Raw genomic sequence first — 26,434 nt, forward strand, 5'->3', positions numbered from 1 at the left:
ATGCGCTGGGTATGTATCCTGTTTCCGCAATTGGCCCTCGACGCCGTGCTGCGTCAGCGGCCCGACCCTGAAGAGCCGCTGGTCCTGCTCAGCGGCCCGGCCCAGCGGCGGGTGCTGCAAGCGGTTAATCCGGCGGCACGCAAACTCGGCCTGCGTCCTGGCATGTCGATGACCGCCGCGCAAGCCATGAGCAAAGGCTTTGCCACCGCCGATTACGAGGTGGCCGAGGTCGAGCACTGGCAGCAGTTTCTCGCCGCATGGGCCTACCGTTTCAGCGCGCAAGTCAGCGTGCATTACCCGCGTACCGTGGTGTTCGAGATCGAATCGAGCCTGGGCCTGTTCGGTACCTGGCCGCAATTTGAAGCTCGCCTGCGCCAGGAGTTGAAAGATCTAGGCTTTCGTCATCGCATCGTCGCCGCGCCGAACCCGGTGGCTGCGCGAGTGCTGGCCAATGCCTACGATGGCTTGGTGGTGCCGGACGGCGAGGCCTTGCAGCATCATCTCGGGCAATTGCCGGTCGACCGCGTCGGGCTGGAGCCGAATGTCGCCACGGCGCTGTCGCGCATGGGCCTGCGCAATCTCAGTCAGGTGCAAAGCCTGCCACGCCAGGCACTGGCCCGGCGTTTCGAAGCGCAGATGCTCAAGCACCTCGACACGCTGTTCGGCGCACGCCCTCTGGCGCTGGCGTTCTATCTGCCGCCCGACCGTTTCGATATCCGCATCGAACTGAATTTCGACGTGCAATCCCATCAAGCCTTGCTGTTCCCGTTACGGCGCTTGACCGGCGATTTGTCGGCGTTCCTCTGTGGGCGCGACAGTGGCGTGCAGCGTTTCGATTTGCTTCTGGAACACGCCGGGCTGCCGGACACAGTGATCAAGGTCGGCCTGCTCAGCGCCGAGCGTGACGCGGCGATGCTCTTCGAACTGGCCCGTGGCCGGCTGGAGCAAGTCCAGGTCGAAGCACCGGTGCGTGGTTTTCGCTTGCGCGCCGAAGACCTGCCGAGTTTCGTTCCGCAGTATCAGGAGCTGTTCGACGACCGCCCGCAACAGACCTTGCCCTGGGAGCAATTGCGCGAGCGTCTGCGCGCACGGCTGGGTGATGACGCGGTGCAGGGGCTGCGATTTCAGGCCGATCATCGCCCTGAGTGCGCATGGCAGAACGCTGCCGATAAACAGCCTTGCACGGGGTTGCCCAGCGTCCAGCGTCCGGGCTGGCTGCTCAACGAACCGCAGAGCGTGCCGGAAGGTTCGGCGCGGATTCTCATGGGGCCGGAGCGCATCGAATCCGGTTGGTGGGACGGTTGTGACGTGCGGCGTGATTACTACCTGATCCAGAACCGCGCCGGTCAGCAAGGCTGGGCCTGGCGCGCCGTGGGTGAGGGCGGTCCGTTGTGGCTGCAGGGCTGGTTCGCATGAGTGCCGATTACGCCGAACTGCATTGCCTGTCGAATTTCAGTTTCCAGCGCGGTGCCTCCAGCGCGCTCGAGCTGTTTCAACGAGCGAAAAAGCACGGTTACCAGGCGCTGGCGATCACCGACGAATGCACCTTGGCCGGGATCGTCCGCGCCTGGCAAGCAGCAAAATCCGTCGAGCTACCACTGATCATCGGCAGCGAGGTGCGCATCGACAACGGCCCGAAACTGGTGTTGCTGGTGGAAAACCTTGTCGGTTATCAGGCCCTCTGCGGTCTGATCACCCAGGCCCGGCGGCGTACGCAGAAAGGCCAGTATCAGCTCCTGCGCGAAGACTTCGCCGAAGCGCTGCCGGGTTTGCTGGTGTTGTGGGTGCCGGATTCTCTGGATGACCGCGAAGAGGGTCGCTGGCTGAAACAGACCTTCGGCGAACGCCTGTGGCTCACGGTGCAACTGCATCGCGGGCAGAACGATCAGCAGCGGCTTGCGGCATTGTTGGCTCTGGCGGCTGAGTTGCAGATTCCAGCCGTGGCCAGCGGCGATGTGCACATGCACGCCCGTGGGCGCCGTGCCTTGCAGGACACCATGACCGCGATCCGTCATCACGTCCCCGTGGCCGAAGCGGGTTTGCGCCTGCATCCCAATGGCGAGCGGCATTTGCGTTGCCTCGATGAGCTGCGCGCCCTGTATCCGCCGGACTTGCTCGAAGCGTCGCTAAAACTGGCCAGACGCTGCACCTTCGATCTGAGCGAGCTGCGCTATCAGTACCCGAAAGAGCTGGTGCCCGAGGGCCACAGTGCCAGTTCCTGGTTGCGCCATCTGACCGAGGAGGGCATTGCCTGGCGCTGGCCGAAAGGGCCTCAGGCCAAGGTGCTCACGCAGATCGACGACGAGCTGCAGTTGATCGCCGAGCTCGGCTACGAAAGCTATTTCCTCACCGTGCACGACGTGGTGCGCTTTGCCCGCACAGAGAAAATCCTCTGTCAGGGGCGTGGTTCGGCAGCCAACTCGGCGGTGTGTTATGCCTTGGGTATTACCGAAATCGACCCGGAGCGCACCACGCTATTGTTCGAACGTTTCATGTCCAAAGAGCGCAACGAGCCGCCGGACATCGACGTCGATTTCGAGCACGAGCGCCGCGAAGAAGTCCTGCAATACGTGTTCAACCGTTACGGCCGGCGACGTGCGGCGCTGACGGCGGTGGTCAGCACCTATCACGCCACCGGTGCCGTGCGCGATGTGGCCAAGGCCCTCGGCCTGCCGCCGGATCAGATCAACGCACTGGCCGATTGTTGCGGGCGCTGGAGCGATGAAACGCCGCCGCTGGAACGCTTGCGTGAAGGCGGCTTCGACCCGGATAGTCCGGTGCTGCGCCGGGTACTGAGCCTGACCGGGCAACTGATCGGCTTCCCCCGGCATCTGTCGCAGCATCCCGGCGGTTTTGTGATCTCCGAGCAGCCGCTGGACACCTTGGTGCCGGTCGAAAACGCGGCAATGGCCGACCGCACCATCATCCAATGGGACAAGGACGACCTCGATGCGGTCGGCCTGCTCAAGGTGGATATTCTCGCCTTGGGTATGCTCAGTGCGATTCGCCGCTGCTTCGACCTGCTGCGCCGGCATCGCGATCTGGACCTGACCCTCGCGACGATCCCCGCCGAAGACAAACCGACCTACGCAATGATCAGCCGCGCCGATACTGTCGGGGTGTTTCAGATCGAGTCGCGGGCGCAGATGTCGATGCTGCCGCGCCTGAAACCGCAGACGTTCTACGATTTGGTGATTGAAGTGGCGATCGTCCGCCCGGGGCCGATTCAGGGCGGCATGGTTCATCCCTATCTGCGCCGACGTAACAAGGAAGAGGCGGAAACCTATCCGTCGCCAGCGCTCGAAGTCGTACTCAAAAGAACCCTGGGCGTGCCGCTGTTTCAGGAGCAGGTCATGCAGATCGCCATCGTCGCTGCCGACTACAGCCCCGGCGAGGCCGATCAACTGCGTCGTTCCATGGCCGCGTGGAAGCGCCATGGCGGACTGGAGCCGCACAAGGAACGTCTCGCCGCCGGTATGAAAAAGAACGGCTACACACCGGAATTCGCCGCGCAGATCTTCGAGCAGATCAAAGGCTTCGGCAGTTATGGCTTCCCCGAATCCCACGCCGCCAGTTTCGCCTTGCTGACCTACGCCAGTTGCTGGCTCAAGTGTCACGAGCCGGCGGCGTTCGCCTGTGCATTGATCAATAGTTGGCCGATGGGCTTTTACAGCCCGGACCAGATTCTGCAGGATGCGCGTCGGCACCAATTGCAGATCCGTCCGGTGGACGTGCGCGCCAGTGACTGGGATTGCAGCCTCGAGCCGCTGAGTGCCGGGCAACCGGCGATTCGCATGGGCCTGCGCATGATCAAGGGGTTTCGCGAAGAGGACGCACGGCGCATCGAAGCCGCGCGCCGCCACGGGGCGTTTGCCGATGTCGCTGACCTGGGTGAGCGCGCCGCCCTCGACAGTCGTGCGCAGGCCTTGCTGGCAGACTCCGGCGCTTTGCGTGGCCTGGCCGGGCATCGTCATCGTGCGCGTTGGGAAGTAGCCGGGGTGCAGAAACAACTCGGCCTGTTCGCCGGCCTGCCCAACGAGGAAGAAGTCAAAATCGTCCTGCCCAAACCCAGCGTTGGCGAAGACCTGCGTGCTGATTACGCGACCGTGGGGACGACGCTGGGTCCGCATCCGTTGGCTTTGTTGCGTGGCGAGTTGCAGGCCCGGCGCTGCCGCAGCTCGCGGGAATTGATGGATATCGAACATGGCCGGCCGGTCAGCGTGGCCGGGCTGGTCATCGGCCGGCAGCGCCCCGGCACGGCCAGCGGTGTGACGTTCGTGACTCTCGAAGACGAGTTCGGCAACGTCAACGTGGTGGTCTGGCGTGACCTGGCCGAGCGTCAGCGACAAGTGCTGGTCGGTTCGCAATTGCTCAAGGTCGACGGCCGCTGGGAGCGCGAAGGCGATGTACGCCACCTGATCGCCGGGCGCATGAGCGACCTGAGCCCGCTGCTCAACGGCATTCACGTGCAGAGCCGCGATTTCCACTGACCCGTGTGGGAGCGAGCCTGCTCGCGAAAGCGCAGTGTCAGGCAATGACGATGTTGAATGTGCCGCCGCCTTCGCGAGCAGGCTCGCTCCCACAGGGATTTTGGTTGCGATGAAGATGGTTGATCGGCCCCGGATCAGTGTGGGAGCGAGCTTGCTCGCGAAAGCGCAGTGTCAGGCGATGACGATGTTGAATGTGCCGCCGCCTTCGCGAGCAGGCTCGCTCCCACAGGGACTTTGGTTGCTCTGGAGATGGTCGATCTACCCGTATCAGTGTGGGAGCGAGCCTGCTCGCGAAAGCGCAGTGTCAGGCAATGACGATGTTGAATGTGCCGCCGCCTTCGCGAGCAGGCTCGCTCCCACAGGGGTTTTGGTTGCGCTGAAGATGGTTGATCGGCCCCGGATCAGTGTGGGAGCGAGCCTGCTCGCGAAAGCGCAGTGTCAGGCAATGACGATGTTGAATGTGCCGCCGCCTTCGCGAGCAGGCTCGCTCCCACAGGGATTTTGGTTGCGATGAAGATGGTCGATCTGCCCCGTATCAGTGTGGGAGCGAGCCTGCTCGCGAAAGCGCAGTGTCACGCGATGACGATGTTGAATGTGCCGCCGCCTTCGCGAGCAGGCTCGCTCCCACAGGGGTTTTGGTTGCGATGAAGATGGTTGATCGGCCCCGGATCAGTCTGGGAGCGAGCTTGCTCGCGAAAGCGCAGTGTCAGGCAATGACGATGTTGAATGTGCCGCCGCCTTCGCCAGCAAGCTCGCTCCCACAGGTTTTGGCTGTTTATCCAAAATCGAGATAAATCAAAAGGCTGCACCTTTGGGCCGAAGGCAGATATTCTGCGCTTCACACTGGTACGGGAACCGATCAGTCTCTATGGCCAGCCACCGCCAGGATGAATCGCCCGACGCCAAAGGAGTGTTCGAATGAGCGAAAAAAAGCTGGAAACCACGGTTGACCGCGTCTACCAAGGGGTTTACGCGGCGATCAGCAAGCGTTCGTTGCGCCCGGGCATGAAGCTGGGCGAGGCCTCGCTGGCCGAGCTGTTCAATGTCAGCCGCACCTCGGTGCGGGCTGCGCTCAAGCAATTGGAGGCCGATGGTCTGGTGACGACCGAGCCCAACAAAGGCGCGTCGGTGTCGCTGCCCAGTGACGCAGAGCTGCGTTCCTTGTTCGAAACCCGGCGGCTGATCGAGATCGGCATCGTCACCGAACTGTGCCGGCGCAAAGACAGCGTTGCCATGCAGGATCTGCGTGAGCACTTGTTGCTGGAGGATGCCGCGCATGCGGCCGGCGACCATGAACGGCTGATCCATCTGCTCGGCGAGTTCCACCTCAAACTGGCGCGCAGCCTGAACAATCCGGTGCTGCTCGACTGGTTCCAGAAGCTGATCTCGCGGGCCTCGCTGTATGCCGCCGCGCTCGACGATGACAGCCACCAGGCCTGCCGCGACGACGAACACCTGCGTTTGCTCGAGTACATCGAAGCCGGTAATCAGAGCGCCGCAATCGAACTGACCTGCACGCACCTCAACGGAATCGAGAAAGCGATCCTCGACGTCGCGGCAAAAATGAAAACCGGCTATCACCCACTCAAACACTTGATTGGCGTCTGAATGGCTCTGCGTCGCAAATCAGCTATACCTGCGATGAAACCAATGCGTTTCCACAGCCTCGAAACACACGGGCGTCGCGTCGTTGTAGCGTTGCGATAGATCGGAAAACCGCAAAAAAGGACACTGAGTCAGGCGATGCAGTTTTTATCCGAAAGCCACGGTTGTGAAGGCTGGAAAGGCGAAATGGCCGAGCGCATCCGTGCGTTCGACTGGAGCCACACCGAACTGGGCGCGCTCGCCGAATGGCCGGCCAGCCTGTGCAACACCGTGCAACTGATGCTGGCTTCGCCGTTGCCGATGGTGATGCTCTGGGGCCACGCCGGATACATGATCTACAACGACGCCTATTCCGAATTTGCCGGTGGCCGCCACCCCTATCTGCTCGGCGTTCCGGTTGAGCTGGGCTGGCCGGAAGTCGCCGAATTCAACCGTCACGTCGTCGACACCTGCCTGGCCGGCGGCACCTTGTCCTATCGCAACAAAGAGCTGGTATTGCTGCGCGACGGCGTGCCCGAAGACGTCTGGATGGATTTGTATTACAGCCCGGTGGCCAACGACGAAGGCGTGCCCGGCGGCGTCATGGCGATGGTGGTCGAAACCACCGAACTGGTGCATTCCGAGCGCCTGCGCCAGGCGGCCGAAGATGCCTATCGCGCCGACAACGAGCGCGTGCGTCTGGCGCTGAATGCCGGCGCACTGCTAGGCTCGTTTGTCTGGGACATCAAGAACAATCGCTTCTCCGCTGACGAACGTTTCGCCCGCACCTTTTCCTATCCGCCGGATCAGGACCTGAGCGATCTGCAACAAGAGATCGCCGAATCGCGCATTCATCCCGAAGATCACCGTTGGGTGCAGGAGCGGGTTGCCCATTGCGTGCGCACAGGCGAGCCCTATAACGCCGAATACCGTGTGCGCCGCGCTGACGGCCAGTATCTGTGGGTGCTGGCCAGTGGTGCCTGCGAGTTCGATGAGCAAGGCAAGCCGTTTCGCTTCCCCGGCGTGCTTATTGATATTCATGAGCGCAAGAATGCTGAAGAGTCGCTGCTCAAATTCACCCGCAACCTCGAACAGCGCGTGGCCGCCGAAGTGGATGCGCGACTGGCCGCAGAAGAACAGTTGCGTCAGTCGCAGAAACTCGAAGCCATCGGCGGCCTCACCGGTGGCGTTGCCCATGACTTCAACAACTTGCTGCAAGTGATTGCCGGCAATCTGCACCTGCTGGCCCGGCATGAGCCGAACAATGCCAACGTGCAGCGCCGGGTCGGGGCTTCGCTGGCCGCGGTCGAACGGGGTGCCAAACTGTCTTCGCAACTGCTGGCGTTTGCCCGCCGCCAACCGCTTTCACCCGCCGTGTGCAACCCCGAGCAGATTTTCGAAGGCGTTGGCGAGTTGCTGCAACGCGCCTTGGGCGAAACCATTCAGATCGACGTGCAACTGCCGCCGCAGCCTTGGCATATCAACGTCGACCGCAACCAGTTGGAAAACGCGATTCTCAATCTGGCGATCAACGCCCGCGACGCGATGAAGGGCGAGGGCGTCATCGGCCTCAGTGCCGCCAATGTCTGTCTGGACAGTGAATACTGTGCCGGCAAGGGCATCGCGGCCGGTGAGTATGTTCGCGTGGCGGTCACCGACACCGGCGTGGGCATTGCTCCACAAATGCTGGAACAGGTCTTCGAACCGTTCTTCACCACCAAGGCCGACGGCCAGGGCACCGGCCTCGGTCTGAGCATGGTTTTCGGCTTCGTCAAACAGAGTGGCGGCCACGTCGAGATCGACAGCAAGCTCGGCGAAGGCACGCGGGTGCAGTTGTATTTCCCGCGCAGTCTGCGTCCGGTTCGCGAAGAGACCGCCAGTGTCTGCGAACGCAAGAGCGGTGGCCACGAAACCATTCTGGTGGTGGAAGACAATGACGCCGTGCGCGCTTCGGCGGTGGAGTTGCTGCGCGAAGAAGGTTATCGGGTGATGACCGCGTGCAATGGCGACGTGGCCATGCAGATGTTGCTGGAAGGCATCGACATCGATCTGATCTTCACCGACGTGGTCATGCCCGGGCTGATCAAGAGTTCCGATCTGGCCGCGTGGGCCAAGGTGCAGACGCCGCCGGTGCCGGTGCTGTTCACTTCCGGGCATACCCGCGACATCATTTCCCGCGACCACCAGCTCAGCCCCGATACGCATCTGCTCGGCAAACCCTACAGCCCGCAAGCTTTACTGCAGATGATTTGCGAGGTGCTCGGCACCTGATGCCGAGCGCTGCCCAGTTTTTCAATCAAGGCAGGCCGATGATTTCCAAGCGCAATTCCAAAGCACCCGCCGGCATGGTTCGCGTGCGCGGCGCCCGCGAACATAACCTGAAGAACGTTGATGTCGATATTCTGCGCGATGCGCTGGTGGTGTTCACCGGCGTCTCCGGTTCGGGCAAGTCGTCGCTGGCATTTTCCACGCTGTATGCCGAGGCCCAGCGGCGGTATTTCGAATCGGTGGCGCCGTACGCGCGGCGGTTGATCGATCAAGTCGGCGTGCCGGATGTCGATTCCATCGAAGGACTGCCGCCCGCCGTCGCTTTGCAACAGCAGCGTGGCACGCCCAGTGCGCGTTCATCGGTGGGCAGCGTGACGACGCTGTCGAGCCTGATCCGCATGCTTTATTCCCGCGCCGGCAGTTACCCGCCGGGGCAGCCGATGTTGTATGCCGAAGACTTTTCACCGAATACGCCGCAGGGCGCCTGCCCGGAGTGTCACGGACTTGGCCGCGTCTATGAAGTGACCGAAGCGCTGATGGTGCCGGACCCGAACCTGACCATCCGCCAGCGCGCCGTGGCGTCCTGGCCTTTGGCGTGGCAGGGGCAGAACCTGCGCGACATCCTGGTGACCATGGGCATCGATGTCGACATTCCGTGGAAAAAACTGCCGAAAAAGCAGCGCGACTGGATTCTCTTCACTGAAGAGACGCCGACGGTGCCGGTGTACGCCGGGCTGACCCCGGAAGAAACTCGCGTCGCCCTCAAGCGCAAGATGGAACCGAGTTATCAGGGCACCTTCACCGGCGCCCGACGCTACATCCTGCACACCTTCACCCACTCGCAAAGTGCGCTGATGAAGAAGCGTGTTTCACAGTTCATGCGCGGCAGCCCGTGCCCATTGTGCGAGGGCAAACGGCTCAAGCGCGAGGCGTTGTCGGTGACCTTCGCCGGTTACGACATTGGCGAGTTGTCGCAGATGCCGTTGCTGCAAGTGGCCGAAGTGCTGCGGCCTGTAGCGGCGGCGAATTATCTGGAACAGACTGAGGAGAGCGGCGACACCCTCAGCCATGCGCAAACTCGCGAGGCGCGTCAGCAGCGGGTCGCCCATGGCGCCAGCGGGCATGCCAGCGCGCCGGACGTGCGCCACACGCCGAACCTGTCGCTGGAAAAACGCTTGGCGGCGCAACGCATTGCTGAGGATTTGCTGGAGCGGGTCAGCACCCTGACCGATCTCGGCCTGGGGTATCTGGCGCTGGAACGCAGTACGCCGACGCTGTCGTCGGGCGAGTTGCAGCGTTTGCGCCTGGCCACGCAATTGGGTTCGCAGCTGTTCGGGGTGATTTATGTCCTGGACGAACCGTCTGCCGGTCTGCATCCGGCGGATGGCGAGGCGCTGTTCGAGGCGTTGCAGCGCTTGAAGGCTGACGGCAATACGCTGTTTGTGGTCGAGCACGATGTCGAAACCATGCGCCGTGCCGACTGGCTGATTGACGTCGGCCCGGCGGCGGGCGAAAAGGGCGGCCGCGTGTTGTACAGCGGTCCGCCTGCGGGACTTGCTGATATTGCAGACTCGCAGACCCGCGCCTATCTGTTTGCCGAAAATCAACGCCCTGAGCGCGCCGCGCGCAAGGCGAGCGGATGGCTGAAGCTGGACGGCGTGACGCGCAACAACCTGAATAATCTCAGCGCCGAATTCCCCTTGGGCTGTTTCACCTCGGTGACCGGGGTGTCTGGCTCCGGCAAATCGAGTCTGGTCAGTCAGGCCTTGCTGGAACTGGTCGGCGCGCAGCTGGGCCGTCCGGTGGCCGAGGCAGAGTCAGAAGAACCGAGCCTGGAAGATGACACGCCGCCGCCCAGCACCGGGCAGATCAGCGCCGGCCTGGAGTCGATCAAACGGCTGGTGCAGGTGGACCAGAAACCGATCGGGCGTACACCGCGTTCCAATCTGGCCACCTATACCGGGCTGTTCGACAACGTGCGCAAGCTGTTTGCCGCGACACCCGAGGCGCAAGCGGCGGGCTATGACGCCGGGCAGTTTTCTTTCAACGTCGCCAAAGGCCGTTGCGCCACGTGCGAAGGAGAGGGGTTTGTCAGCGTTGAATTGCTGTTCATGCCCAGTGTGTATGCGCCATGCCCGACCTGTCATGGCGCGCGCTACAACCCGCAGACATTGGCGATTCTCTGGCAGGGCTTGAGCATCGCCCAGGTGCTGCAACTGACTGTCGATGAGGCGGTGTCGGTGTTTGCCGAGCAGGCAGGGATTCGTCGTTCGCTGGAAGTGCTGCGCGATATTGGTCTGGGTTATCTGCGTCTCGGGCAACCGGCCACGGAATTGTCCGGTGGCGAGGCGCAGCGGATCAAACTGGCGACCGAGTTGCAGCGCAGCCAGCGTGGCGCGACCTTGTATGTGTTGGATGAACCGACTACTGGATTGCATCCGCGAGATGTCGATCGATTGCTCGAGCAGCTGGATACGCTTGTGACGGCGGGGCACACGGTGATTGTCGTCGAGCACGAAATGCGTGTCGTCGCGCAGAGCGACTGGGTCATCGACATCGGCCCAGGAGCGGGCGATCAGGGCGGCAGGATAGTCGCCGCCGGCACACCGCAGAAAGTCGCCGCGAGCAAGAAGAGCAAGACTGCGCCGTTTCTGGCTCGGGCTTTGAGCCGATGATGGCAGCGACCTGCCGAACGCCTTCGCGAGCAGGCTCGCTCCCACAGTTTTGCAGCCTGTACCCAGAAAGGTGGCCATCCCCGGATACCCTTGTGGGAGCGAGCCTGCTCGCGAAAGCGGAATGTCAGTCGCAGATGAGCTGACTGGACGAACGCCTTCGCGAGCAGGCTCGCTCCCACAGTTTTGCAGGCTGTACCCAATAAAGTGGTAACGCAGCAGACCCCTTGTGGGAACGAGCTTGCTCGCGAAAGCGGAGTGTCAGTCGCAGATGAACTGACTGGATGGACGCCTTCGCGAGCAGGCTCGCTCCCACAGTTTTGCAGGCTGTACCCAATAAAGTGGTAACGCAGCAGACCCCTTGTGGGAACGAGCTTGCTCGCGAAAGCGGTGTGTCAGTCGCAGATGAACTGACTGGATGGACGCCTTCGCGAGCAAGCTCGCTCCCACAGTTTTGCAGGCTGTACCCAATAAAGTGGTAACGCAGCAGACCCCCTGTGGGAGCGAGCCTGCTCGCGAAAGCGGAATGTCAGTCGCAGATGAATTGACTGGACGGACACCTTCGCGAGCAGGCTCGCTCCCACAGTTTTGAATGGTGTACCCAGACAGGTCGTCACACACCAGATCCCCTGTGGGAGCGAGCCTGCTCGCGAAAGCGGAATGTCAGTCGCAGATGAGCTGACTGGACGAACGCTTTCGCGAGCAGGCTCGCTCCTATACGGGGGATGTGTGTCAGTTCAGGCGCCATCCAGCGTGCGGCGGACCTTGTCGAGCAGTTCGCTGATCTGGAACGGTTTGACCAGCATGTCCATGCCGGTGCCAAGGAAGACCTGACGGTTGAGCGCGGTTTCGGCGTAGCCGGTCATGAACAGGATCGGCAGCCCTTCGTGCCAGCCACGGGCAACATCCGCCAGTTCACGGCCGCTCATGCGCGGCAGGCCGACGTCGGTCAGCAGCAGGTCGATCGACGGGTCGTTCTGCAAGCGCTCCAGCGCCGATTCGATATCCGCCGCTTGCGTGCAGCGATAGCCGGCATCTTCCAGCACTTCGGTGACGAACAAGCGCACCGTGGCCATGTCCTCGACGATCAGCACATGCTCGCCACTGCCTTTGGCATCAGGCACGGGCGCAGGCGCGTCGGCCCCGGTCGGGTCGTTGGTGCCGGGCAGCATGATGGTCACTTCGGTGCCACGCCGGGCGACGCTGCGAATGTGCGCATCACCGCCCGACTGACGGGCAAAACCGTAAATCGTCGACAGACCAAGCCCAGTGCCCTGACCCAACGGCTTGGTGGTGAAAAACGGTTCGAAAACCTTGTCGATCACGTTGTGTTCGATGCCGGTGCCGTCGTCGCGTACCGACAATGCCACGTACGCGCCATCGGCCAGATTCGGATCGCCGTGGGAATAAGCGGCGTAAGTATTGACCCAGATATTGCCGCCGGAGGGCAGGGCATCGCGGGCGTTGATCACCAGGTTGAGCACGGCGCTTTCCAGCTGCACCGGGTCGACCAGCGCAATTGCCGGTTTGTTGGTCAGTTCAAGCTTGAGGGTGATGCGCTCGCCGATGGTGCGCACCAGCAATTCTTCCAGCGAGCGGACATGCTCGTTGATGTCCACCGGCCGTGTATCGAGCGGCTGCTGGCGGGCAAATGCCAGCAGACGATGGGTCAGCGAGGCCGCGCTCATCGCTGAGTTCAGTGCAGCTTCGGTGTAGAACTGCACCTTGTCCAGACGCTCATCGGCCACGCGTTTCTGGATCAGTTCCAGACTGGTGATGATCCCGGTCAGCAGGTTGTTGAAGTCGTGGGCGATACCGCCGGTGAGCTTGCCCAGTGCATCCATTTTCTGCACTTGCAGCAATTGCGCTTCGGCATGCACGCGTTCGGCGACTTCCTTGGCCAGCTGCGTGGTGGTGTCATCCAGCCGCGCCAGGTGCGAGCGCTCGCGGTGGCGGTGTTCGGTGACATCCTCGACGAACACCAGGCTCAGCTCTGGCGTGCGATACGGCGATATCTGCCATTGCGTCTCGCGAATCTCGCCCTGCACGCGCATGTTCAGCGTGCCTTTCCAGCGCTCGCCATCGACCAGGCGCAGACGCAGTTCATCGAGGATCGAAGATTGATCATCGGCGAAACATTCACGCAGCGCCTGCGCGTCGCGGTTATCGACGATCAACTGGGCAAAGGCATGGTTGCATTCATGCACTTTGAGACTGGCATCGAGCACGGCGATCGGCGCCGAGACGTTGGCGAAAATCTCGCGGAAGCGCGCCTCGCTTTCACGCAGGGCATTTTCCGTATCGCGCACCCGCAGCAGGGTACGCAGCGTCGCCAGCAGCACATCGGGGTCAACCGGGTGAATCAGATAGGCATCGGCGCCCGCGTTGAGGCCGGTGATGATGTCGCCGGTCTGGATCGACGCCGCTGACACATGAATCACCGGCAGCAGCGCAGTGCGCGGGTCGGCGCGCAACAGGCGGACGATGTCGAAACCGCTCATGTCCGGCAGGTTGACGTCGAGGATCAACGCATCGAGGGCTTCGCTCTCGATCAGGGCCAGGCCGTCGCTGCCGGTGCCGGCTTCGAGCACCGTGTAGCCATGGCGCTCCAGGCGTCGGCGCAGGGCGTAACGGGTGGCGACGTTGTCATCGACGATCAACAGGCGGATGTCACGATTCATCGACGTTCTCCAGAGCGATCGCCAGCGGGATGATGACAAAGAACGTCGAGCCGACGCCCGGCGTACTGTCTACCCCGACTTCACCGCCGAGCAGGGCGGCGAAACGCTTGCACAGTGACAGGCCCAGACCGGTGCCGCGCAGACGTTTCTGCAATGGCGAATCGACTTGGGAGAAGTCTTCGAACAGCGTGTCATGCAGCTCGGCCGCGATGCCGATGCCGGTGTCGCTGACGGCAAAGCGCACCTTGTCTTCACCTTCCAGTCGCGCCGACACGCGCACTTCGCCACGGGTGGTGAATTTCAGCGAGTTGGAAATGAAGTTGCGCAGGATCTGCCCGAGCTTCTTGTCATCGGTATACAGGCGCGGCAGGCCCAGCGGCTCTTCGAAGATCAGATCCACCGCCGAAGCATCGACGATTGGCCGGAACATCCCGCGCAGGGCCGAAAACAGGTCGAACATGTCGAACCAGGCCGGCGAGATGCTGATGCGCCCGGCTTCGATCTTCGCCAGATCGAGCAGGTCATCAACCATGTCGCTGAGCTCGCGGGCAGCGGTGCTGACGAAGGCTACCTGCTTGTGCTGTTCAGGGCTGAGCGGGCCGTCCAGTTCGTCAGCGAGCAGACTGTTGATGCTCAGGATCGAGCCCAACGGCGTACGAAATTCGTGGCTCATGTACGACAGGAAGCGGCTTTTCAGATCCGATGCCTGACGCAGTTCTTCAGCCTGAGTGTCGAGCTCGGCGTACAGCGCCAGCACGCCCTGGTTGGTTTCATCGAGCTCTTCGCGCAGGGCAGTGGTTTCGCGCTGCAACTGAGCGATGAGCGCCGCCTGTTCAGCAGGGCTCAGGGTTGTCGATTCAGCCATGGGCGGCCTCCAGATCAACGACCAGCACCGTCACGTCATCGCGACCGCGACAGAAGTCGCGGTGCAGGACGCTGGCTATCACGGACGGATGGCGATGCACCAGGCCGGGGTAGTCTTTGAGATTCCAACGGGACTGTAAACCGTCGCTGTACATGATCAATAAATGTCCGTTCACGTGAGCATAGTCAAAGGGTTTGGCTTTACGGTACTGGCCGCCAACGATACCGGGGTGCGAGGCCAGGCCACGGGATTTGCCAGCCTCGAGCAGACTGGCGCCAATGTTACCGACACCGGCGAACGTCAGGCCATCGCGCTGGCTGTCGAACTGCGCGAAAGCGACCGCGCCGCCGCGGGTGCCGAGCATTTCCTGATGCAGGTCTTCCATCAATACCACAGGATCGGCAAACGGCGCCCGCGCGAATGCCTGAGCCCCGGCCAGGCCGGCACGTTCGGCGTCCTCGCCATGGCCGAGGCCATCGACCACCAGCGCGCTGATCCGCGAACCTTCATACGCCAGATGCCAGACATCACCGCAGGCCGGATCGGCATGCAGCGAATGCTGGCTGACCCCGAAGCGGATATCCGCCTGACGATCGCTGCGCGCAAAGATCCGCGCCAGCAACACCGCGCCACGGTGGTCGGCGTAGACATCGAAGACATTGGTTTGCCGAGATACGGCGCCGAGGCCGATGCCCTGCGTACCGCCAGTGGAAAAGCCATCGGCCAGACAGGCATCCAGATCAAAGCCCTGCGCCCGATCCACGGTCTGCATTTCGATGCCGAAACCATTATCCGGCCGAGTCAGCACACGCAGGTGAAACTCTCCGCGCTGGGCATGCTTGAGCACGTTGCTCGCCAGTTCCGTCGCGACCAGTGCCACGCGGCCGGCATCGTTTTCGTCGAAGCCATGCTGCTCGGCGAGTTTCTGCGCGGTGCGCCGGGCGTGGCCGATCTGGCTGCTGTCCTCGATCGGCAGAACCTGGGTCAACGACCCGGTGATATTCATGTCCATCGTGTGATCGTAATGCGCGTGCCTTTGCCGGGCTCAGTGTCGAGTTCGAATTCATTGACCAGGCGCTTGGCGCCGGTCAGGCCGAGGCCTAGTCCGCTGCCGGAAGTCCAGCCGTCGGTCATCGCCAGTTTGATGTCGGGGATGCCCGGGCCTTCGTCGCGGAACGTGATGCGCAAACCGACCCGGCCGTTTTCCTCGAGGATCTGCCAGTCCATGTCGCCGCCGCCGCCATAGACCATGGTGTTACGCGCCAGCTCGCTGACGGCGGTGACCAGTTTGGTCAGGTCGATCAGGCGCATGCCGCATTCGGTGGCGAGCTTGCGCGTGGTCTGGCGCGCCAGTACCACGTCCTGTTCGATCAGGATGGGTTGAGTACCACTGCTGCGTACGGTCATTGCAGGCGTACTCGATCCTGCAGCAGTTTCATTCCGCGTTCGACGTTGAGGGCGGTGCTGACGCCCGGCAAGGTCATGCCCAGCTCAACGAGCGTGATCGCCACCGCCGGTTGCATGCCGACCAGCACGGTTTCGGCGTCCATGATTTTCGACAACCCCGAGATGGTGCCGATCATGCGCCCGATGAACGAGTCGACCATGTCCAGTGCGGAAATGTCGATCAGCACACCACGGGCCGAGGTCCGGCTGATGCGCTCGGACAGATCGTCCTGCAGGGTCATGGCGAGCTGGTCGTGCATGTCGACCTGAATGGTCACCAGCAGCAAATCGCCCATTTGAAGAATCGGAATACGTTCCATGGTCAAGCCGTCTTGACGAGGCTGACACCCAAGCGGGTCAAGGCCAGTTTCAATGCGTCGGCCAGATTGGCCTTGGTGACTACGCCTTGCAGATCCAGACCCAGGTGAACGATGGTCTGGGCGATCTGCGGACGCACGCCACTGATGATGCAATCGGCGCCCATCAGGCGAATCGCGGTCACGGTCTTCAGCAGGTGCTGGGCGACCAGGGTGTCGACGGTCGGCACGCCGGTGATGTCGATGATGGCGATCTCGGAACCGGTGTCGACGATGCGTTGCAGCAGCGATTCCATGACTACCTGGGTGCGTTGCGAATCGAGGGTGCCGATCATTGGCAGGGCGAGGACGCCATCCCACAGCTTGACCACCGGCGTCGACAGTTCCAGCAATTCTTCCTGCTGACGCTTGATCACCGCTTCGCGGGATTTCTGGAAGGTGCCGATGGTGTGCATGCCGACCGTATCGAGCAGTTCGGAAACTTCCAGCAGTTGCTCGGCGAGCAGTGCCGGCTGGTCCTGATAATGGTTTTGCAGCAGGGCGAACAGCGGACCTTTCAACGCGAAGATGAAGTTGGCGGTTTGCTGGGAATCCTGGCCGAGCAGGGCGCGGCTCTGCGACAGTTTTTCAAGGAACTGACGGGTATCTTCCCAACCTGCGGCGGCAATCTTGCTGCCGTTGCCGTTTTCCAGACCGGCCAGCAGCAGGGAGAGCAAGTCGCGGGTTTGCTGAGCGAGGTCGTGTTCTTTGAGATTGCGCGTGGCGCCGCTGGCTTCGAGGCGTTTGGTCCATTCGCTCAGCAGATGAGCCTGGTTGTTCCTGATTGCTTCAACTGTGCTGTTCTGCAGTGCTGCCATGTGCGTGTCGCTCCGTTACGTATAGGGGCCGGCTCAGCGAAATGACCGGCGCGAATTGACTGACATTTGCCGCTTGAAATAGTTGTTCACCCAGCGGCGAATTTTTCTGCCTGCCGCGTCGAACGCCCCGCTAACTCTAGTCGGCGTGGCAGCAGGCAACGATGTTTTGAACGAATCTGCGGCGTCAGGCTTCGAATCTGCATGCCCGACGTTTTCCAGTCGTGCTGGAAGAAGGAGGCAGGACTATGAATGAGGTGGATATGAACGAGCAAGCGCCGCAACAGCAAAATCAGTCCTCAGAGTCAATTAACCGCAACGACCCGGCCATCGACCCGCAGACACCAGGGCAAAATACCCCCGCGCCGGCTGAACAAGGACAAGCGGACAGCGCGGGTGCCGAGGTCGATCAGAAGCAGCATCACAATGACAACAGCAACGACTTCAGCCCCGGCTTCAAGCCTGACCCGGACCGTCCTGAACCCGGCGAGAGCACCGACGCCGATATCGACACCGATGGCGGTTGATCGCTTAAACGCAAAAAGGCCGCATCGAAGGATGCGGCCTTTTTATTGCCGGGCGGTTACTTGCTCGGATGTTTGGCTTGCAGCTCTTTGGCGTGGGCCAGGTGTTTTTCCAGCGCTGGCAGCATCTTCTGCGCGAACGCTTTCAGTTCAGTAGCGCCTTTGGCCTTGTCATCGGTCACGGTGTTCGCCTGTTTCTTGAACAGCTCGATGGTTTCTTCGTGAGCCTTGACCTGGTTGTTGGCGTAGGCCGCATCGAACGATTCATCGCGCATGTCGAGAATCTTTTCCTTGGCCTGTTTGACCAGGGTGGTGGTGTCCGGGACTTCGATGTCGTTGGCCTTGGCAATTGCTGCCAGTTCATCGTTGGCTTTGCTGTGATCGGTGATCATCTGGTTGGCAAAGGCTTTGATGTCAGCTGACTGGCTTTTTTCCAGAGCCAGGCGGCTGGTTTCGATTTCAGCGATGCCGCCGGCGGCGGCGTTATCGACAAAGTCATTGTCGGTCGCGGCAAAGGCGCTGCCCATGCCGGCAGACAGTGCAACAGCCAGAGCGAGATGACGCAGGTTGAATCCGTCCATTGGGTATCTCCACGCAGGTTTTTGTGAGCGTTATCCAATGGAGCGAACGCAAACGCCAAAGGTTTTATCGCATTTACGACAGGGCGACGAACGGCAACCGCTGGTCTGACAGGGTGTCGACAGAAGCCATTGCGCAAGGCCATGCTGATAACGAGTCAGCGCATCGGTCGCGCTGGTTGTCGATCAATTTGATGGAGGTGTTTCATGCCGGTTTCACATGATCTGTATCAGGACCTGGGCTGCAAAAAGGAGGAGATCGAGCAAAAACGCTCCGAGGATGCGAAGCTGGATTCGCTGCTCAACAAGTATTTCGATGTCGATAAAGCGGTCGTCGAGGCCGAGAACGCCCAGTCCGATGCCCCCACTGACGACGAGCTGAAAAAGCTCAAAGAGAAGCGTGTGATCGTCAAGGAACAGATCGTCGCCCAACTGGCCGGGCAGCCGCTGACGGGACAGTAATTGTCCGACCCGTGGTCACCCTGTGAAGGGAACGGCAACGGCCAACGGCACCTCCAATGTGCAGAGTCTGCAAACCATCGACTCGTTGCGAGGTGCCTTATGAACGATCCGAAATTCCCCAGTGAAGAGCAGGGCGGCTTCGACCCGATACCGACCCGCCCTGAACCGAACAGCCCGGCGCATACCACAGCGCATCCGGAAAAAACCGTAAAGGAATTGCCGGAGGATGAAGATCCGGAGAAGTTCGACCGGTCCAGCAACTGACAGACTGCCTTCGCGAGCAGGCTCGCTCCCACATTTGGAATTCGTTTCCCCTGTGGGAGCGAGCCTGCTCGCGAAGGCGCAAGTCCATTCCCCCGCAAATCGCGCAGGCTCACTTCAGCGCCGCGTCCAACCCCATCCGCCCCATATGCCTCGCCTTCAACGATCCGAAATACAACCACTGCCCATACTCGCGCACCGTGGTAATCGGCGAATAATTGCCTTCGCTCGCGTCCTGCAAATTGGCAATCACCTTGCCGTCCAGATCCAGTCCCAGCACAAACCCACGCTTTTCGACAGGCTTGGGCAAAACCGTCAACGCCCGCACGATCATCTTGCGTACGAACGGGTGCTGCGCGGTGCCATCGAGTAACGCGTTGCGCGGCGCGTACAACGCTACCCAAAAGCGATTGCTGCCATTGAACGAGAGGTTGTCCGGAAGCCCCGGCAAGTTGTCGATGAACACATCATGGGTACCGGCCTTCGGCCCGCTCAGCCAGTAGCGGCTGATGCGATAAGCACCGGTTTCATTGACCAGCACATAGGCTTCGTCGGGGCCAAGGGTGACGCCGTTCGCGAACTGCAACTTGTCGAGCAAGACGCTGGTCTTGCCGCTCTGAAAGTCGTAACGCAGCAAACGGCCGTCGGCGCCGTGCTCGATGATCGCCTCACCGTCATGGCCATAGCCCCAGCGGCTCGAGGCATCGCTGAAGTAGGCGTAGTGGCCTGACTTGTCGACCGCCACATCATCGGTGAAACCAAATGGCACGCCGTTGGCCTCGGTGGTCAAGGGGATCACGCGGCCCTGTGCATCCAGCGACAGCAAGCCTTTGACCGCATCGGCAATCACCAGCATGCCGTTCGGATGACGGGCCAGGCCCAGTGGACGGCCACCGGTGTCGGCCAGGACCTTGCGCTGCGTGCCGTCGAGGCTGCTGCGGATCAATCGACCGTCATGCAATCCGGTGATGAGGAATTCGTCTTCCAGCAGCAGCGCCTCAGGCCCTTCGATGTCGCTCGGCCCGACCTTCGCCACAGCTTTGAGGCGCTGGTTGTCCGCGTAGATGCCGTCTTTCAACGAGGGCGCCGGTGGCGGTGTCCAGGCCACTGGTTCGACTTTGGTTGGCAGCAACAACAAGAAGGCGATGACGAGAGTGATCAGCAGGCACAGCACATAACGTAATTTCACGCGCTGGCCCTCGCCGCGCCGATGTACTGCGCGGTCGTGTCGCGCAGGGCAAGCATGGACGCGGCAGACTCGCGCTCGATGCGACGCTTGAGCAACAGGCGATTAGCCAGACGCATGAGCAAACCGTCAAAGCGATATTCCAGCGTGCGCACGAAACGCGTGCCGCCAGCCTCCGCCGAGCACTCGTAAGTCAAACGCAGGGACAGGCCCTGATCACTTTGCGCGCGTGCGCACCAGCGCCGGCCCGGCAGGTATTCACTGACTTCCCAGCGCAAGTGACCGGCACGTCCGCCGGCATGGATGTCCTCTTCGAAACGCGCACCGGCATGCAGCGGGCCTTGCGGACCGTCAATTTTCAATGAAGACGGATGCCAGTCCGGCCAGTGACTGACGCTGGCGGCATAGGCCAGCACAGCGACCGGCTCGCCGGCGATATCGATCTGGTGCTGCATGCGCGTCATGGGCATTTGCGAATTACTCAAAGGGGCGGGTTCCGGCTCGAGGTACAGCGTGCCGAACAGGTAGTCCATCAAGGGCAGAACGATGTTGAAGTTACGCTCCTGCATGCGCTCGCGGCGGTGATGCAGTTCATGCAGACGGCGCATCTGGCGAATCCACGGCAACCGGGTCAAGGGATTTCGCGGCGGCAGATGTTCACAGGCGTGAAAGGCTTCGTAGAGCAGATAACCGAGCACCATGCACCCTGCGAAAAGCCCGGCGACATTGGCGTTGACCTGCGCGAGCAGCCACCAAAGGGGCAGGGTGATCACCAGGGTATGAATGACGATCAGCCAGGCTGGAAACAGAATCACCCGCCAGTCCCGCGCGCTGTCGTAGGTCATGTGCCCGGGGGTGAAAAAGCTGTGATGGTCGCCGGCATGCCGCGCGTAGAACATCTTTGCGAAGGCTTTTTTGTGATGGCCCAAATGACGATGGACCATGTACACGCCGAAGTTGAACAACAACAGGCTCAGCGGCACGGTCAGCCATTCCAGCCAGCTCACCGAATGCACCGGGCGCCAGAACGCAGCGATTGCGAGAATGCCGAACAGCAAGACAAACGCGCCATGCAGCCACGGGTTGTACAAAGGATGAATGGCCGCCCGATAGCGGCTGCGGAATGCCTCGGTGGTCTGCCTCAATGCGTTTCACCTGCGGGTATTGTTGTTATACCCGGCAGATTAGCCGATCCGCTGACTTGTGCAGGGCGAACCTTGCGGCCTTAAGCGCCATGCTCTGGACTGAAGCTGTCCGTCAGCTCAACGGATTCCAGCGCTGTGACCAGTCGTCATCGGTGCGGATCACTTCGCGCAACAGATCGAAGGCCTGCTGCAGCACTGCCGAGTCGCGATCACGGGAATACACCAGATAGGTCGGATAGCCGAATTCCGGCGCTTTGGTGACGGCTTCCAGGGCGCCGGTCTCCAGGTAAGTGCGCACAACGCGAGTACGGAAATAGCCGCTGCCGCCATGTTCGAGGATGTATTGCAGGGCCAGCGGGCCAAGGTTGAAGCTCAGCGCGGCTTTGGCTTTTTCCGGCAGGGCGGCGTCGTGCTGACGGCGGAAATCCGGGCCCCAATCGATGTAGACGTAAGGCTCCGGACGCTCGGGGGCGCGCACCAGAATCAGTTTTTCCTCCAGCACTTGCTCGACCTGCAAGCCCGGCCAGTACTCCGGTTGATAAACCAGCGCCGCATCGAGCACACCGAGTTCGAGCTGACGCAACAGATTCTCGCCATCGCGGATTTCCATGCGCAGTGCGTGGCCGGGGATTTTCTCCCGCAGTTCCGCCGCCCAACTGAGCATCAACGGGTTGCACAGGCTGACCTCGCCACCGATGTGCAGAACGTTGTGATAACCCTCGGGCAGCGGCAAGTCGCGGCGCGCGGCTTCCCAGGTCTGCACCAGTTGATTGGCGTAGATCACGAACGCTTCGCCATTGGCCGTCAACTTCGCCCCGGCGCGATTGCGCACAAACAGCGTACTGCCCAACTGGCTCTCGAGTTTCTGCACCCGCGCGGTGATCGCGGTTTGTGTGACGAACAGCTTCTGCGCGGCGGCGGCGAGACTGCCGTGACGGACGATTTCGAGGAAGGTGCGGGCGAGGTCGATGTCCATGGGGCAGGGCCGATTTCTGGAGGTGGGGCGCATTGTAAGTCAAAAGTCCCTCTCCCTAGACCTCTCCCGGAGGGAGAGGGAACTGATTGGGTTGTCCCCTTGTAATGCATCCTCCAGGAATCGTGTCGGTCATGGATTCACTGCTTGAATTCAGGTCGCTGAAGGTGCCGAACATCCCCGGCTCAGTTTCCTCTCCCTGGGAAGAGGGCTAGGGTGAGGGGCAAACAGTCACCAGAAATCTAACTTGCCAACTCGGTCCGCTCCACCAACCCCACCCGCGCCCACTCCTCTACCAAGCGCGCCGGCGTGCCACACACCCTGCGCTTGTAAACGAAGTGCTCACACCTGTCAGCAAAGCGATTGCGGTCATGCAGCAAGTCTTGCTGCATTTGTTCCAGCTCAGCTTCTCGGCATCGATGGATCAACGCCTGATCAATCCGCGATTTGCGCTCACGTACCGGCGCATAAGTCGGATCGCTCAGCGCGCTGTTCGCTCGTTGCAGCAGCCACAGGGAAAACTCGTCCGGGCAGCGTGGGCCGATCTCCTGAACCATCCCCAGTTGCCACGCTTCAATCGCACTGACCGGCAAACAGGCCTGAGTCAACTGCTCGGCCAGTGCCGGGCCGACGGCGCGGGGCAGGCTGTAGGTCCAGTACTCAGAGCCATACAGACCCATGCTCTTGTAGTGCGGATTGAGCACGATATCGGCGCGGGCGAACACGATGTCCGCCGCCAGCGCCAGCATCACACCGCCCGCACCGGCGTTGCCCGTCACGCCGCTGACCACCAGTTGCCGCGCGCTGAGCATTTCTGCGCAGACGTCGTCGATTGCCTGAATATTCGCCCAGGCTTCGGCGCCGGGATCCTGCGCGGCTTGAATCACGTTCAGGTGCACGCCGTTGGAAAAGCTACCGCGACCGCCCCTGATCAGCAGCACTCGCGTGTCCCGAGCCTTGGCCCAGCGCAGCGCCGCGGCCAGACGCTGGCATTGCTCGGTGCTCATCGCGCCGTTGTAGAACTCGAACGTCAGTTCCCCGACGTGCCCGGACTCACGGTAACGAATCGGCTGATACGCTTCCTCGCTGAATGGCTGTGTGGCGATCGACCAGTCCAGCACCGGCACATGGTTGAGTAGTCCGGCCAGCACATGCCGCGCCGGTCGCTTGAAGGTTTCCTCAGCGGGTTGAGGCTTGCGCCGCAGCGCGCCGATCCACAGGCTCTGGTCGCCGGCAGCCACCAGCACGGCGTCGCCATGTACCGCAAGAATCTGGCCGGGCATCCCGCTGCGCGAATCAAGGTGCGCGTCATACAGGTAATACTGCCCGCCAGCCAGACTCGCCAGTACGCCGGGTTGGCCGTCGGCGGCGTCTATGCAGCGCTTGATGAAGCGCGCGCAATCGTGCCAGCTGAAACTGCGATCAGCCTGTCTCATGTTCGGTTGCAGACGGCCACGCACGCTGGGGTGGGTGTAATCGAGCTCGACCGGCTGAAACCCTTCGACGAATTTTTCCACCACCTCGCGGATGCACACCATCGCCGCGTCGCTGACCCGGCCGTTGTACAGCTCGGATTTGCGCAAGCCCGCCGGCAGATTGAATTCGCACGTCGCCCACACTGGGCCGGCGTCCATTTCCTCGACCGCTTGCAGCGCGGTGACACCCCAGACCGAGAGTTCGTTAGTGATCGCCCAGTCCAGCGCACTCGCGCCCCGGTCGCCAACGATGCCGGGATGAATGATTACCACCGGACGCCGGGAATCGCTCCACAGCGCCTGTGGCACGCGATCCTTGAGGAACGGGCAGATCACCAGATCGGCGCCGCTGTGCTCGATCTGTTCACATACCGCAGATGCGTCGGTAAACAGCACCACGCTGGGCGAGTGTCCGGCCTGACGCAGTTCCAGCCAGGCCCTTTGCGTCAAGCCGTTGAACGCTGACGCCAGCAGGATGATCTTGAGCGATTGCATGGGGATTCTTCCTTGAGTGAGATCGGCCGCAGGCTCCCGGTGAGCCTTCCTTGGCTGTCGATGGAGCAGCAAGAGTACGCAGTGCTTGCACGTACACAGCTGACCGAGGTCAAGGTTGTGTCAGGCAAGGCGTCGGTCAGTCGCTGGAATTTCCGTTTAAGTCCTACGGAAACAGAAGCGTTTCGATCAGATATGTGGATATTTCTGACGACTTTTTCAGGTTGGTCGTCGGACGCCGGGTCTATAGCATCAGTCCTGACATTGAAGTCATCGAGCGCACAGATCGCTCTGGACCTGGACAAAGGATGGAATATGCGAATCCCACTGATTGAAAGCCATACGCCTGCTTACTCGCCTCGCCATTATTGGCGCGACGATCGCGCCAGGTGTCCCTCGGAGGACGTTGCCATGCCGAGCGCCAAAGTGCCCCGGCTCACGGGCTTGAAGAAGCTCGAGGGCAAACCTCTGGAGTTGCTGTTGCGTGGGCAGGACACCGGCGACGATCCAATGCTCATCCTGCGCTGCACAAGCGAAGGATTTGAGCTGCTTGATGTGGTGAACATGATCGCAACCTCCGAGCTGTACCAACAGGGCGAGATGGTCAAACGCATCACCGGCAGATCCGTAAGAACCGTGCGACGTCTGCTCAAGGAAGGCGCGTCGGTGCGCCTGGACACGCCGCAGAGCGTCATCGCCTACCAATATGCCGCTGCGCTGGAACTGGCCATCGAAGTGTTCGGGCGTCAGGCCAAGGCCGAATCATGGCTGGAACACCGCGCCACTTACTTCTACGGATATGTGCCGCTCGATCTGGTTGGACATGCGCTGGGCTTCAGGATGGTGGAGGAGTATCTGAACCAGATCAAATACGGGGTTTATCAATGAACCCCTTGCCCTGGGATGATCGCTGGTACGCCTGGCGGCTGGATCGCGAGGTGTACAGCGAGACCTGGGACAGCGGCCTCGGATCGAAACGGGACGGCGGCCGCTGGAATACGCCCGGCCGCAGAGTCGTTTATGCGTCGGTCGACCCCTCCACGGCGATACTGGAGGTGGCCGCCCATGGCAGCTTCGATGCGCTTGATCAGGAGCCCTATGTGTTGACCTGTTTTGAAATCACCCACGACGCCAGCGTCAGAATCGTGCAACCGGAAGATGTGCCCAATCCCCATTGGCTCACCCCGATCAAAACCTCGCCCAACCAGCGAAAGTTTGCCGATGCACTGTTGGCTGAACATCCATTTGTTCTGGTGCCTTCGGTGGCCACCCGACACTCGTGGAATTTGCTGGTGAGTTGCGATCTGGCGGAAGGTCAGTTCAGGATGGTTTCGCAAGAGCGGTTTGGGCTGGATACGCGGTTGTTGCAGGAGGGTTGATCGTATCGGTAGAGATCTTCAGAGTCGCTGCAAGGATTCGTCGCGGCGGCTCGGGCGCGGGACACCTAGCGAAAAGCTACTTCCAGGCACTGTGTTGGCCCGGTAAATTCCCCGCTTTATCGCAGACAAGGAAGTTCACCATGGCAAAATTGAAATGAAGGCTGCGAACCTATTGGGTAACCACTGGTTTTCGTGTGCTCTGCTGGTTTCCGCTTGCTTCACCGGCAATCTTGTTCATGCAAAAGAACCAGAGAGTCACCCCCGGGTGATTATGTATTACGGTCCGTGGAGTCCGGAAGAAAACCGTTTCGACGCCAGCCGGTGGTTCAGTTCAGGTATGTATCGCCCGCGTCTCATGGGTACTCCGCCTGAAGAGAGCCCAGTGACCATGCTGCGCAATAGGCCTGAAAGTTTGCGACATATTGAGAATGATGTTCTCTTGACAGAAGCGTTATTCGCTGTAGGGCGACAGTTTCCGAAGTTGGACACCGAAGACCTCATTCTGAATACGCCGGACCTGCACCGCCAGATACGGTATGCCTATAGTTCATTTGCCGAGCCTGACAGGCCGGTGGATTCCTATTGGCTTTTCATCACGTTTGCAAACAAGACCGTGGTCGTTACGATCGATTGGGACGTGACAGAAAAGAAACTCTTGCCCCGCTCGATGGCTTCGAATCTGATCGAAAAAAGTGATGAAGAGGCGGCATACCTTCAGGTAAAAAAAGAGCTTGATGGGACGGCTTCAGCCAAGCGTTAACTCACGTTGCCATTTCTTCAAT

The 26,434-nt window shown here is 61.2% G+C and carries 22 protein-coding genes and 3 pseudogenes; 11 read left to right on the forward strand and 14 right to left on the reverse strand.

What is annotated here, in order from left to right; genetic code table 11:
* Nucleotides 1-1,416, forward strand: coding sequence for a DNA polymerase Y family protein (locus PspCFBP13508_RS01290; RefSeq protein WP_137213419.1), 1,416 nt, complete (start codon nucleotides 1-3; stop codon nucleotides 1,414-1,416).
* A complete protein-coding gene (locus tag PspCFBP13508_RS01295) occupies nucleotides 1,413-4,490 on the forward strand; it encodes an error-prone DNA polymerase (protein ID WP_137213420.1) in 3,078 nt (1,025 codons plus the stop codon). Before PspCFBP13508_RS01290 ends, PspCFBP13508_RS01295 begins: the two co-directional genes overlap by 4 nt.
* A 140-nt stretch (nucleotides 4,491-4,630) precedes the next feature.
* Here PspCFBP13508_RS01295 and PspCFBP13508_RS27525 read toward each other — a convergent pair.
* The 3 pseudogenes from PspCFBP13508_RS27525 to PspCFBP13508_RS27530 all read right to left on the reverse strand — a co-directional run.
* Nucleotides 4,631-4,741 (reverse strand): annotated as a pseudogene (locus tag PspCFBP13508_RS27525) (EamA/RhaT family transporter); the annotation flags it as partial.
* Between the two features lie 293 nt (nucleotides 4,742-5,034).
* Nucleotides 5,035-5,160: pseudogene (locus tag PspCFBP13508_RS27790) on the reverse strand (metal ABC transporter ATP-binding protein); the annotation flags it as partial.
* 8 nt (nucleotides 5,161-5,168) lie between these two features.
* A pseudogene (locus PspCFBP13508_RS27530) lies at nucleotides 5,169-5,282 on the reverse strand (metal ABC transporter ATP-binding protein); the annotation flags it as partial.
* Nucleotides 5,283-5,408: 126 nt separating this feature from the next.
* Here PspCFBP13508_RS27530 and PspCFBP13508_RS01315 point away from each other — a divergent pair.
* The 3 genes from PspCFBP13508_RS01315 (at nucleotide 5,409) to PspCFBP13508_RS01325 (ending at nucleotide 11,017) form a co-directional block, all read left to right on the forward strand.
* The gene (locus PspCFBP13508_RS01315; protein WP_016774461.1) at nucleotides 5,409-6,098 is read left to right on the forward strand and encodes a GntR family transcriptional regulator; all 690 of its coding nucleotides are present in this window, start codon (nucleotides 5,409-5,411) and stop codon (nucleotides 6,096-6,098) included.
* Nucleotides 6,099-6,233: 135 nt separating this feature from the next.
* The gene (locus PspCFBP13508_RS01320) at nucleotides 6,234-8,345 is read left to right on the forward strand and encodes a PAS domain-containing hybrid sensor histidine kinase/response regulator (protein ID WP_137213421.1); all 2,112 of its coding nucleotides are present in this window, start codon (nucleotides 6,234-6,236) and stop codon (nucleotides 8,343-8,345) included.
* A gap of 38 nt (nucleotides 8,346-8,383) precedes the next feature.
* Entirely contained in the window at nucleotides 8,384-11,017 is a 2,634-nt protein-coding gene (locus PspCFBP13508_RS01325) for an excinuclease ABC subunit UvrA (RefSeq protein ID WP_137213422.1), read from the forward strand.
* Between the two features lie 734 nt (nucleotides 11,018-11,751).
* Here PspCFBP13508_RS01325 and PspCFBP13508_RS01330 read toward each other — a convergent pair.
* Genes PspCFBP13508_RS01330 through PspCFBP13508_RS01355 form a run of 6 tightly spaced genes read right to left on the reverse strand, consistent with a single transcriptional unit; the run spans nucleotide 11,752 to nucleotide 17,180 of the window.
* Nucleotides 11,752-13,695: a response regulator gene (locus PspCFBP13508_RS01330; RefSeq protein WP_137213423.1), complete on the reverse strand. Its 1,944-nt coding sequence runs from the start codon at nucleotides 13,693-13,695 to the stop codon at nucleotides 11,752-11,754.
* A complete protein-coding gene (locus PspCFBP13508_RS01335; RefSeq protein ID WP_122507075.1) occupies nucleotides 13,685-14,560 on the reverse strand; it encodes an ATP-binding protein in 876 nt (291 codons plus the stop codon). Before PspCFBP13508_RS01335 ends, PspCFBP13508_RS01330 begins: the two co-directional genes overlap by 11 nt.
* A complete protein-coding gene (locus PspCFBP13508_RS01340; RefSeq protein ID WP_137213424.1) occupies nucleotides 14,553-15,566 on the reverse strand; it encodes an ATP-binding protein in 1,014 nt (337 codons plus the stop codon). Before PspCFBP13508_RS01340 ends, PspCFBP13508_RS01335 begins: the two co-directional genes overlap by 8 nt.
* Nucleotides 15,563-15,967, reverse strand: a complete 405-nt coding sequence (locus PspCFBP13508_RS01345; RefSeq protein WP_016774465.1) for an anti-sigma regulatory factor — start codon at nucleotides 15,965-15,967, stop codon at nucleotides 15,563-15,565. Before PspCFBP13508_RS01345 ends, PspCFBP13508_RS01340 begins: the two co-directional genes overlap by 4 nt.
* Nucleotides 15,964-16,326, reverse strand: a complete 363-nt coding sequence (locus tag PspCFBP13508_RS01350) for an STAS domain-containing protein (RefSeq protein WP_016774466.1) — start codon at nucleotides 16,324-16,326, stop codon at nucleotides 15,964-15,966. Before PspCFBP13508_RS01350 ends, PspCFBP13508_RS01345 begins: the two co-directional genes overlap by 4 nt.
* Nucleotides 16,327-16,328: 2 nt before the next feature.
* Nucleotides 16,329-17,180, reverse strand: a complete 852-nt coding sequence (locus PspCFBP13508_RS01355; protein ID WP_137213425.1) for an STAS domain-containing protein — start codon at nucleotides 17,178-17,180, stop codon at nucleotides 16,329-16,331.
* A gap of 260 nt (nucleotides 17,181-17,440) precedes the next feature.
* Here PspCFBP13508_RS01355 and PspCFBP13508_RS01360 point away from each other — a divergent pair, with 260 nt between their 5' ends.
* The gene (locus PspCFBP13508_RS01360) at nucleotides 17,441-17,704 is read left to right on the forward strand and encodes a hypothetical protein (RefSeq protein WP_137213790.1); all 264 of its coding nucleotides are present in this window, start codon (nucleotides 17,441-17,443) and stop codon (nucleotides 17,702-17,704) included.
* A gap of 56 nt (nucleotides 17,705-17,760) precedes the next feature.
* Here PspCFBP13508_RS01360 and PspCFBP13508_RS01365 read toward each other — a convergent pair whose 3' ends face one another.
* Nucleotides 17,761-18,282, reverse strand: a complete 522-nt coding sequence (locus PspCFBP13508_RS01365) for a DUF4142 domain-containing protein (RefSeq protein WP_016774469.1) — start codon at nucleotides 18,280-18,282, stop codon at nucleotides 17,761-17,763.
* A gap of 204 nt (nucleotides 18,283-18,486) precedes the next feature.
* Here PspCFBP13508_RS01365 and PspCFBP13508_RS01370 point away from each other — a divergent pair, with 204 nt between their 5' ends.
* A complete protein-coding gene (locus tag PspCFBP13508_RS01370) occupies nucleotides 18,487-18,741 on the forward strand; it encodes a DUF465 domain-containing protein (protein WP_130909934.1) in 255 nt (84 codons plus the stop codon).
* 99 nt (nucleotides 18,742-18,840) lie between these two features.
* Nucleotides 18,841-19,005: a hypothetical protein gene (locus PspCFBP13508_RS27375; RefSeq protein ID WP_165368399.1), complete on the forward strand. Its 165-nt coding sequence runs from the start codon at nucleotides 18,841-18,843 to the stop codon at nucleotides 19,003-19,005.
* Nucleotides 19,006-19,114: 109 nt separating this feature from the next.
* Here the strand turns inward: PspCFBP13508_RS27375 and PspCFBP13508_RS01375 are convergent, their stop codons facing one another.
* From PspCFBP13508_RS01375 to PspCFBP13508_RS01390, 4 genes are all read right to left on the reverse strand, one after another.
* A complete protein-coding gene (locus PspCFBP13508_RS01375) occupies nucleotides 19,115-20,191 on the reverse strand; it encodes an SMP-30/gluconolactonase/LRE family protein (RefSeq protein WP_137213426.1) in 1,077 nt (358 codons plus the stop codon).
* Nucleotides 20,188-21,333: an SRPBCC family protein gene (locus PspCFBP13508_RS01380; RefSeq protein ID WP_137213427.1), complete on the reverse strand. Its 1,146-nt coding sequence runs from the start codon at nucleotides 21,331-21,333 to the stop codon at nucleotides 20,188-20,190. The genes PspCFBP13508_RS01375 and PspCFBP13508_RS01380 overlap by 4 nt, the downstream gene beginning before the upstream one ends.
* Before the next feature lie 112 nt (nucleotides 21,334-21,445).
* On the reverse strand, nucleotides 21,446-22,309 hold the full coding sequence (locus PspCFBP13508_RS01385) for a LysR family transcriptional regulator (protein WP_024012724.1): 864 nt from the start codon (nucleotides 22,307-22,309) through the stop codon (nucleotides 21,446-21,448).
* Nucleotides 22,310-22,548: 239 nt separating this feature from the next.
* Nucleotides 22,549-24,276, reverse strand: coding sequence for a hydrogenase maturation protein (locus PspCFBP13508_RS01390; RefSeq protein ID WP_137213428.1), 1,728 nt, complete (start codon nucleotides 24,274-24,276; stop codon nucleotides 22,549-22,551).
* A gap of 12 nt (nucleotides 24,277-24,288) precedes the next feature.
* Here PspCFBP13508_RS01390 and PspCFBP13508_RS27795 point away from each other — a divergent pair, with 12 nt between their 5' ends.
* The 3 genes from PspCFBP13508_RS27795 (at nucleotide 24,289) to PspCFBP13508_RS01405 (ending at nucleotide 26,412) form a co-directional block, all read left to right on the forward strand.
* On the forward strand, nucleotides 24,289-25,161 hold the full coding sequence (locus PspCFBP13508_RS27795) for an MbcA/ParS/Xre antitoxin family protein (RefSeq protein ID WP_343287054.1): 873 nt from the start codon (nucleotides 24,289-24,291) through the stop codon (nucleotides 25,159-25,161).
* Nucleotides 25,158-25,652: an RES domain-containing protein gene (locus tag PspCFBP13508_RS01400; RefSeq protein ID WP_016774476.1), complete on the forward strand. Its 495-nt coding sequence runs from the start codon at nucleotides 25,158-25,160 to the stop codon at nucleotides 25,650-25,652. Before PspCFBP13508_RS27795 ends, PspCFBP13508_RS01400 begins: the two co-directional genes overlap by 4 nt.
* Before the next feature lie 154 nt (nucleotides 25,653-25,806).
* Nucleotides 25,807-26,412 (forward strand): hypothetical protein, encoded by a 606-nt coding sequence (locus tag PspCFBP13508_RS01405; RefSeq protein WP_137213429.1) that lies wholly within the window; start codon nucleotides 25,807-25,809, stop codon nucleotides 26,410-26,412.
* Nucleotides 26,413-26,434 lie beyond the last annotated feature (22 nt).

Origin of the sequence: Pseudomonas sp. CFBP13508 (genome assembly GCF_005233515.1) — a bacterium.
Taxonomy (GTDB): domain Bacteria; phylum Pseudomonadota; class Gammaproteobacteria; order Pseudomonadales; family Pseudomonadaceae; genus Aquipseudomonas; species Aquipseudomonas mercuritolerans.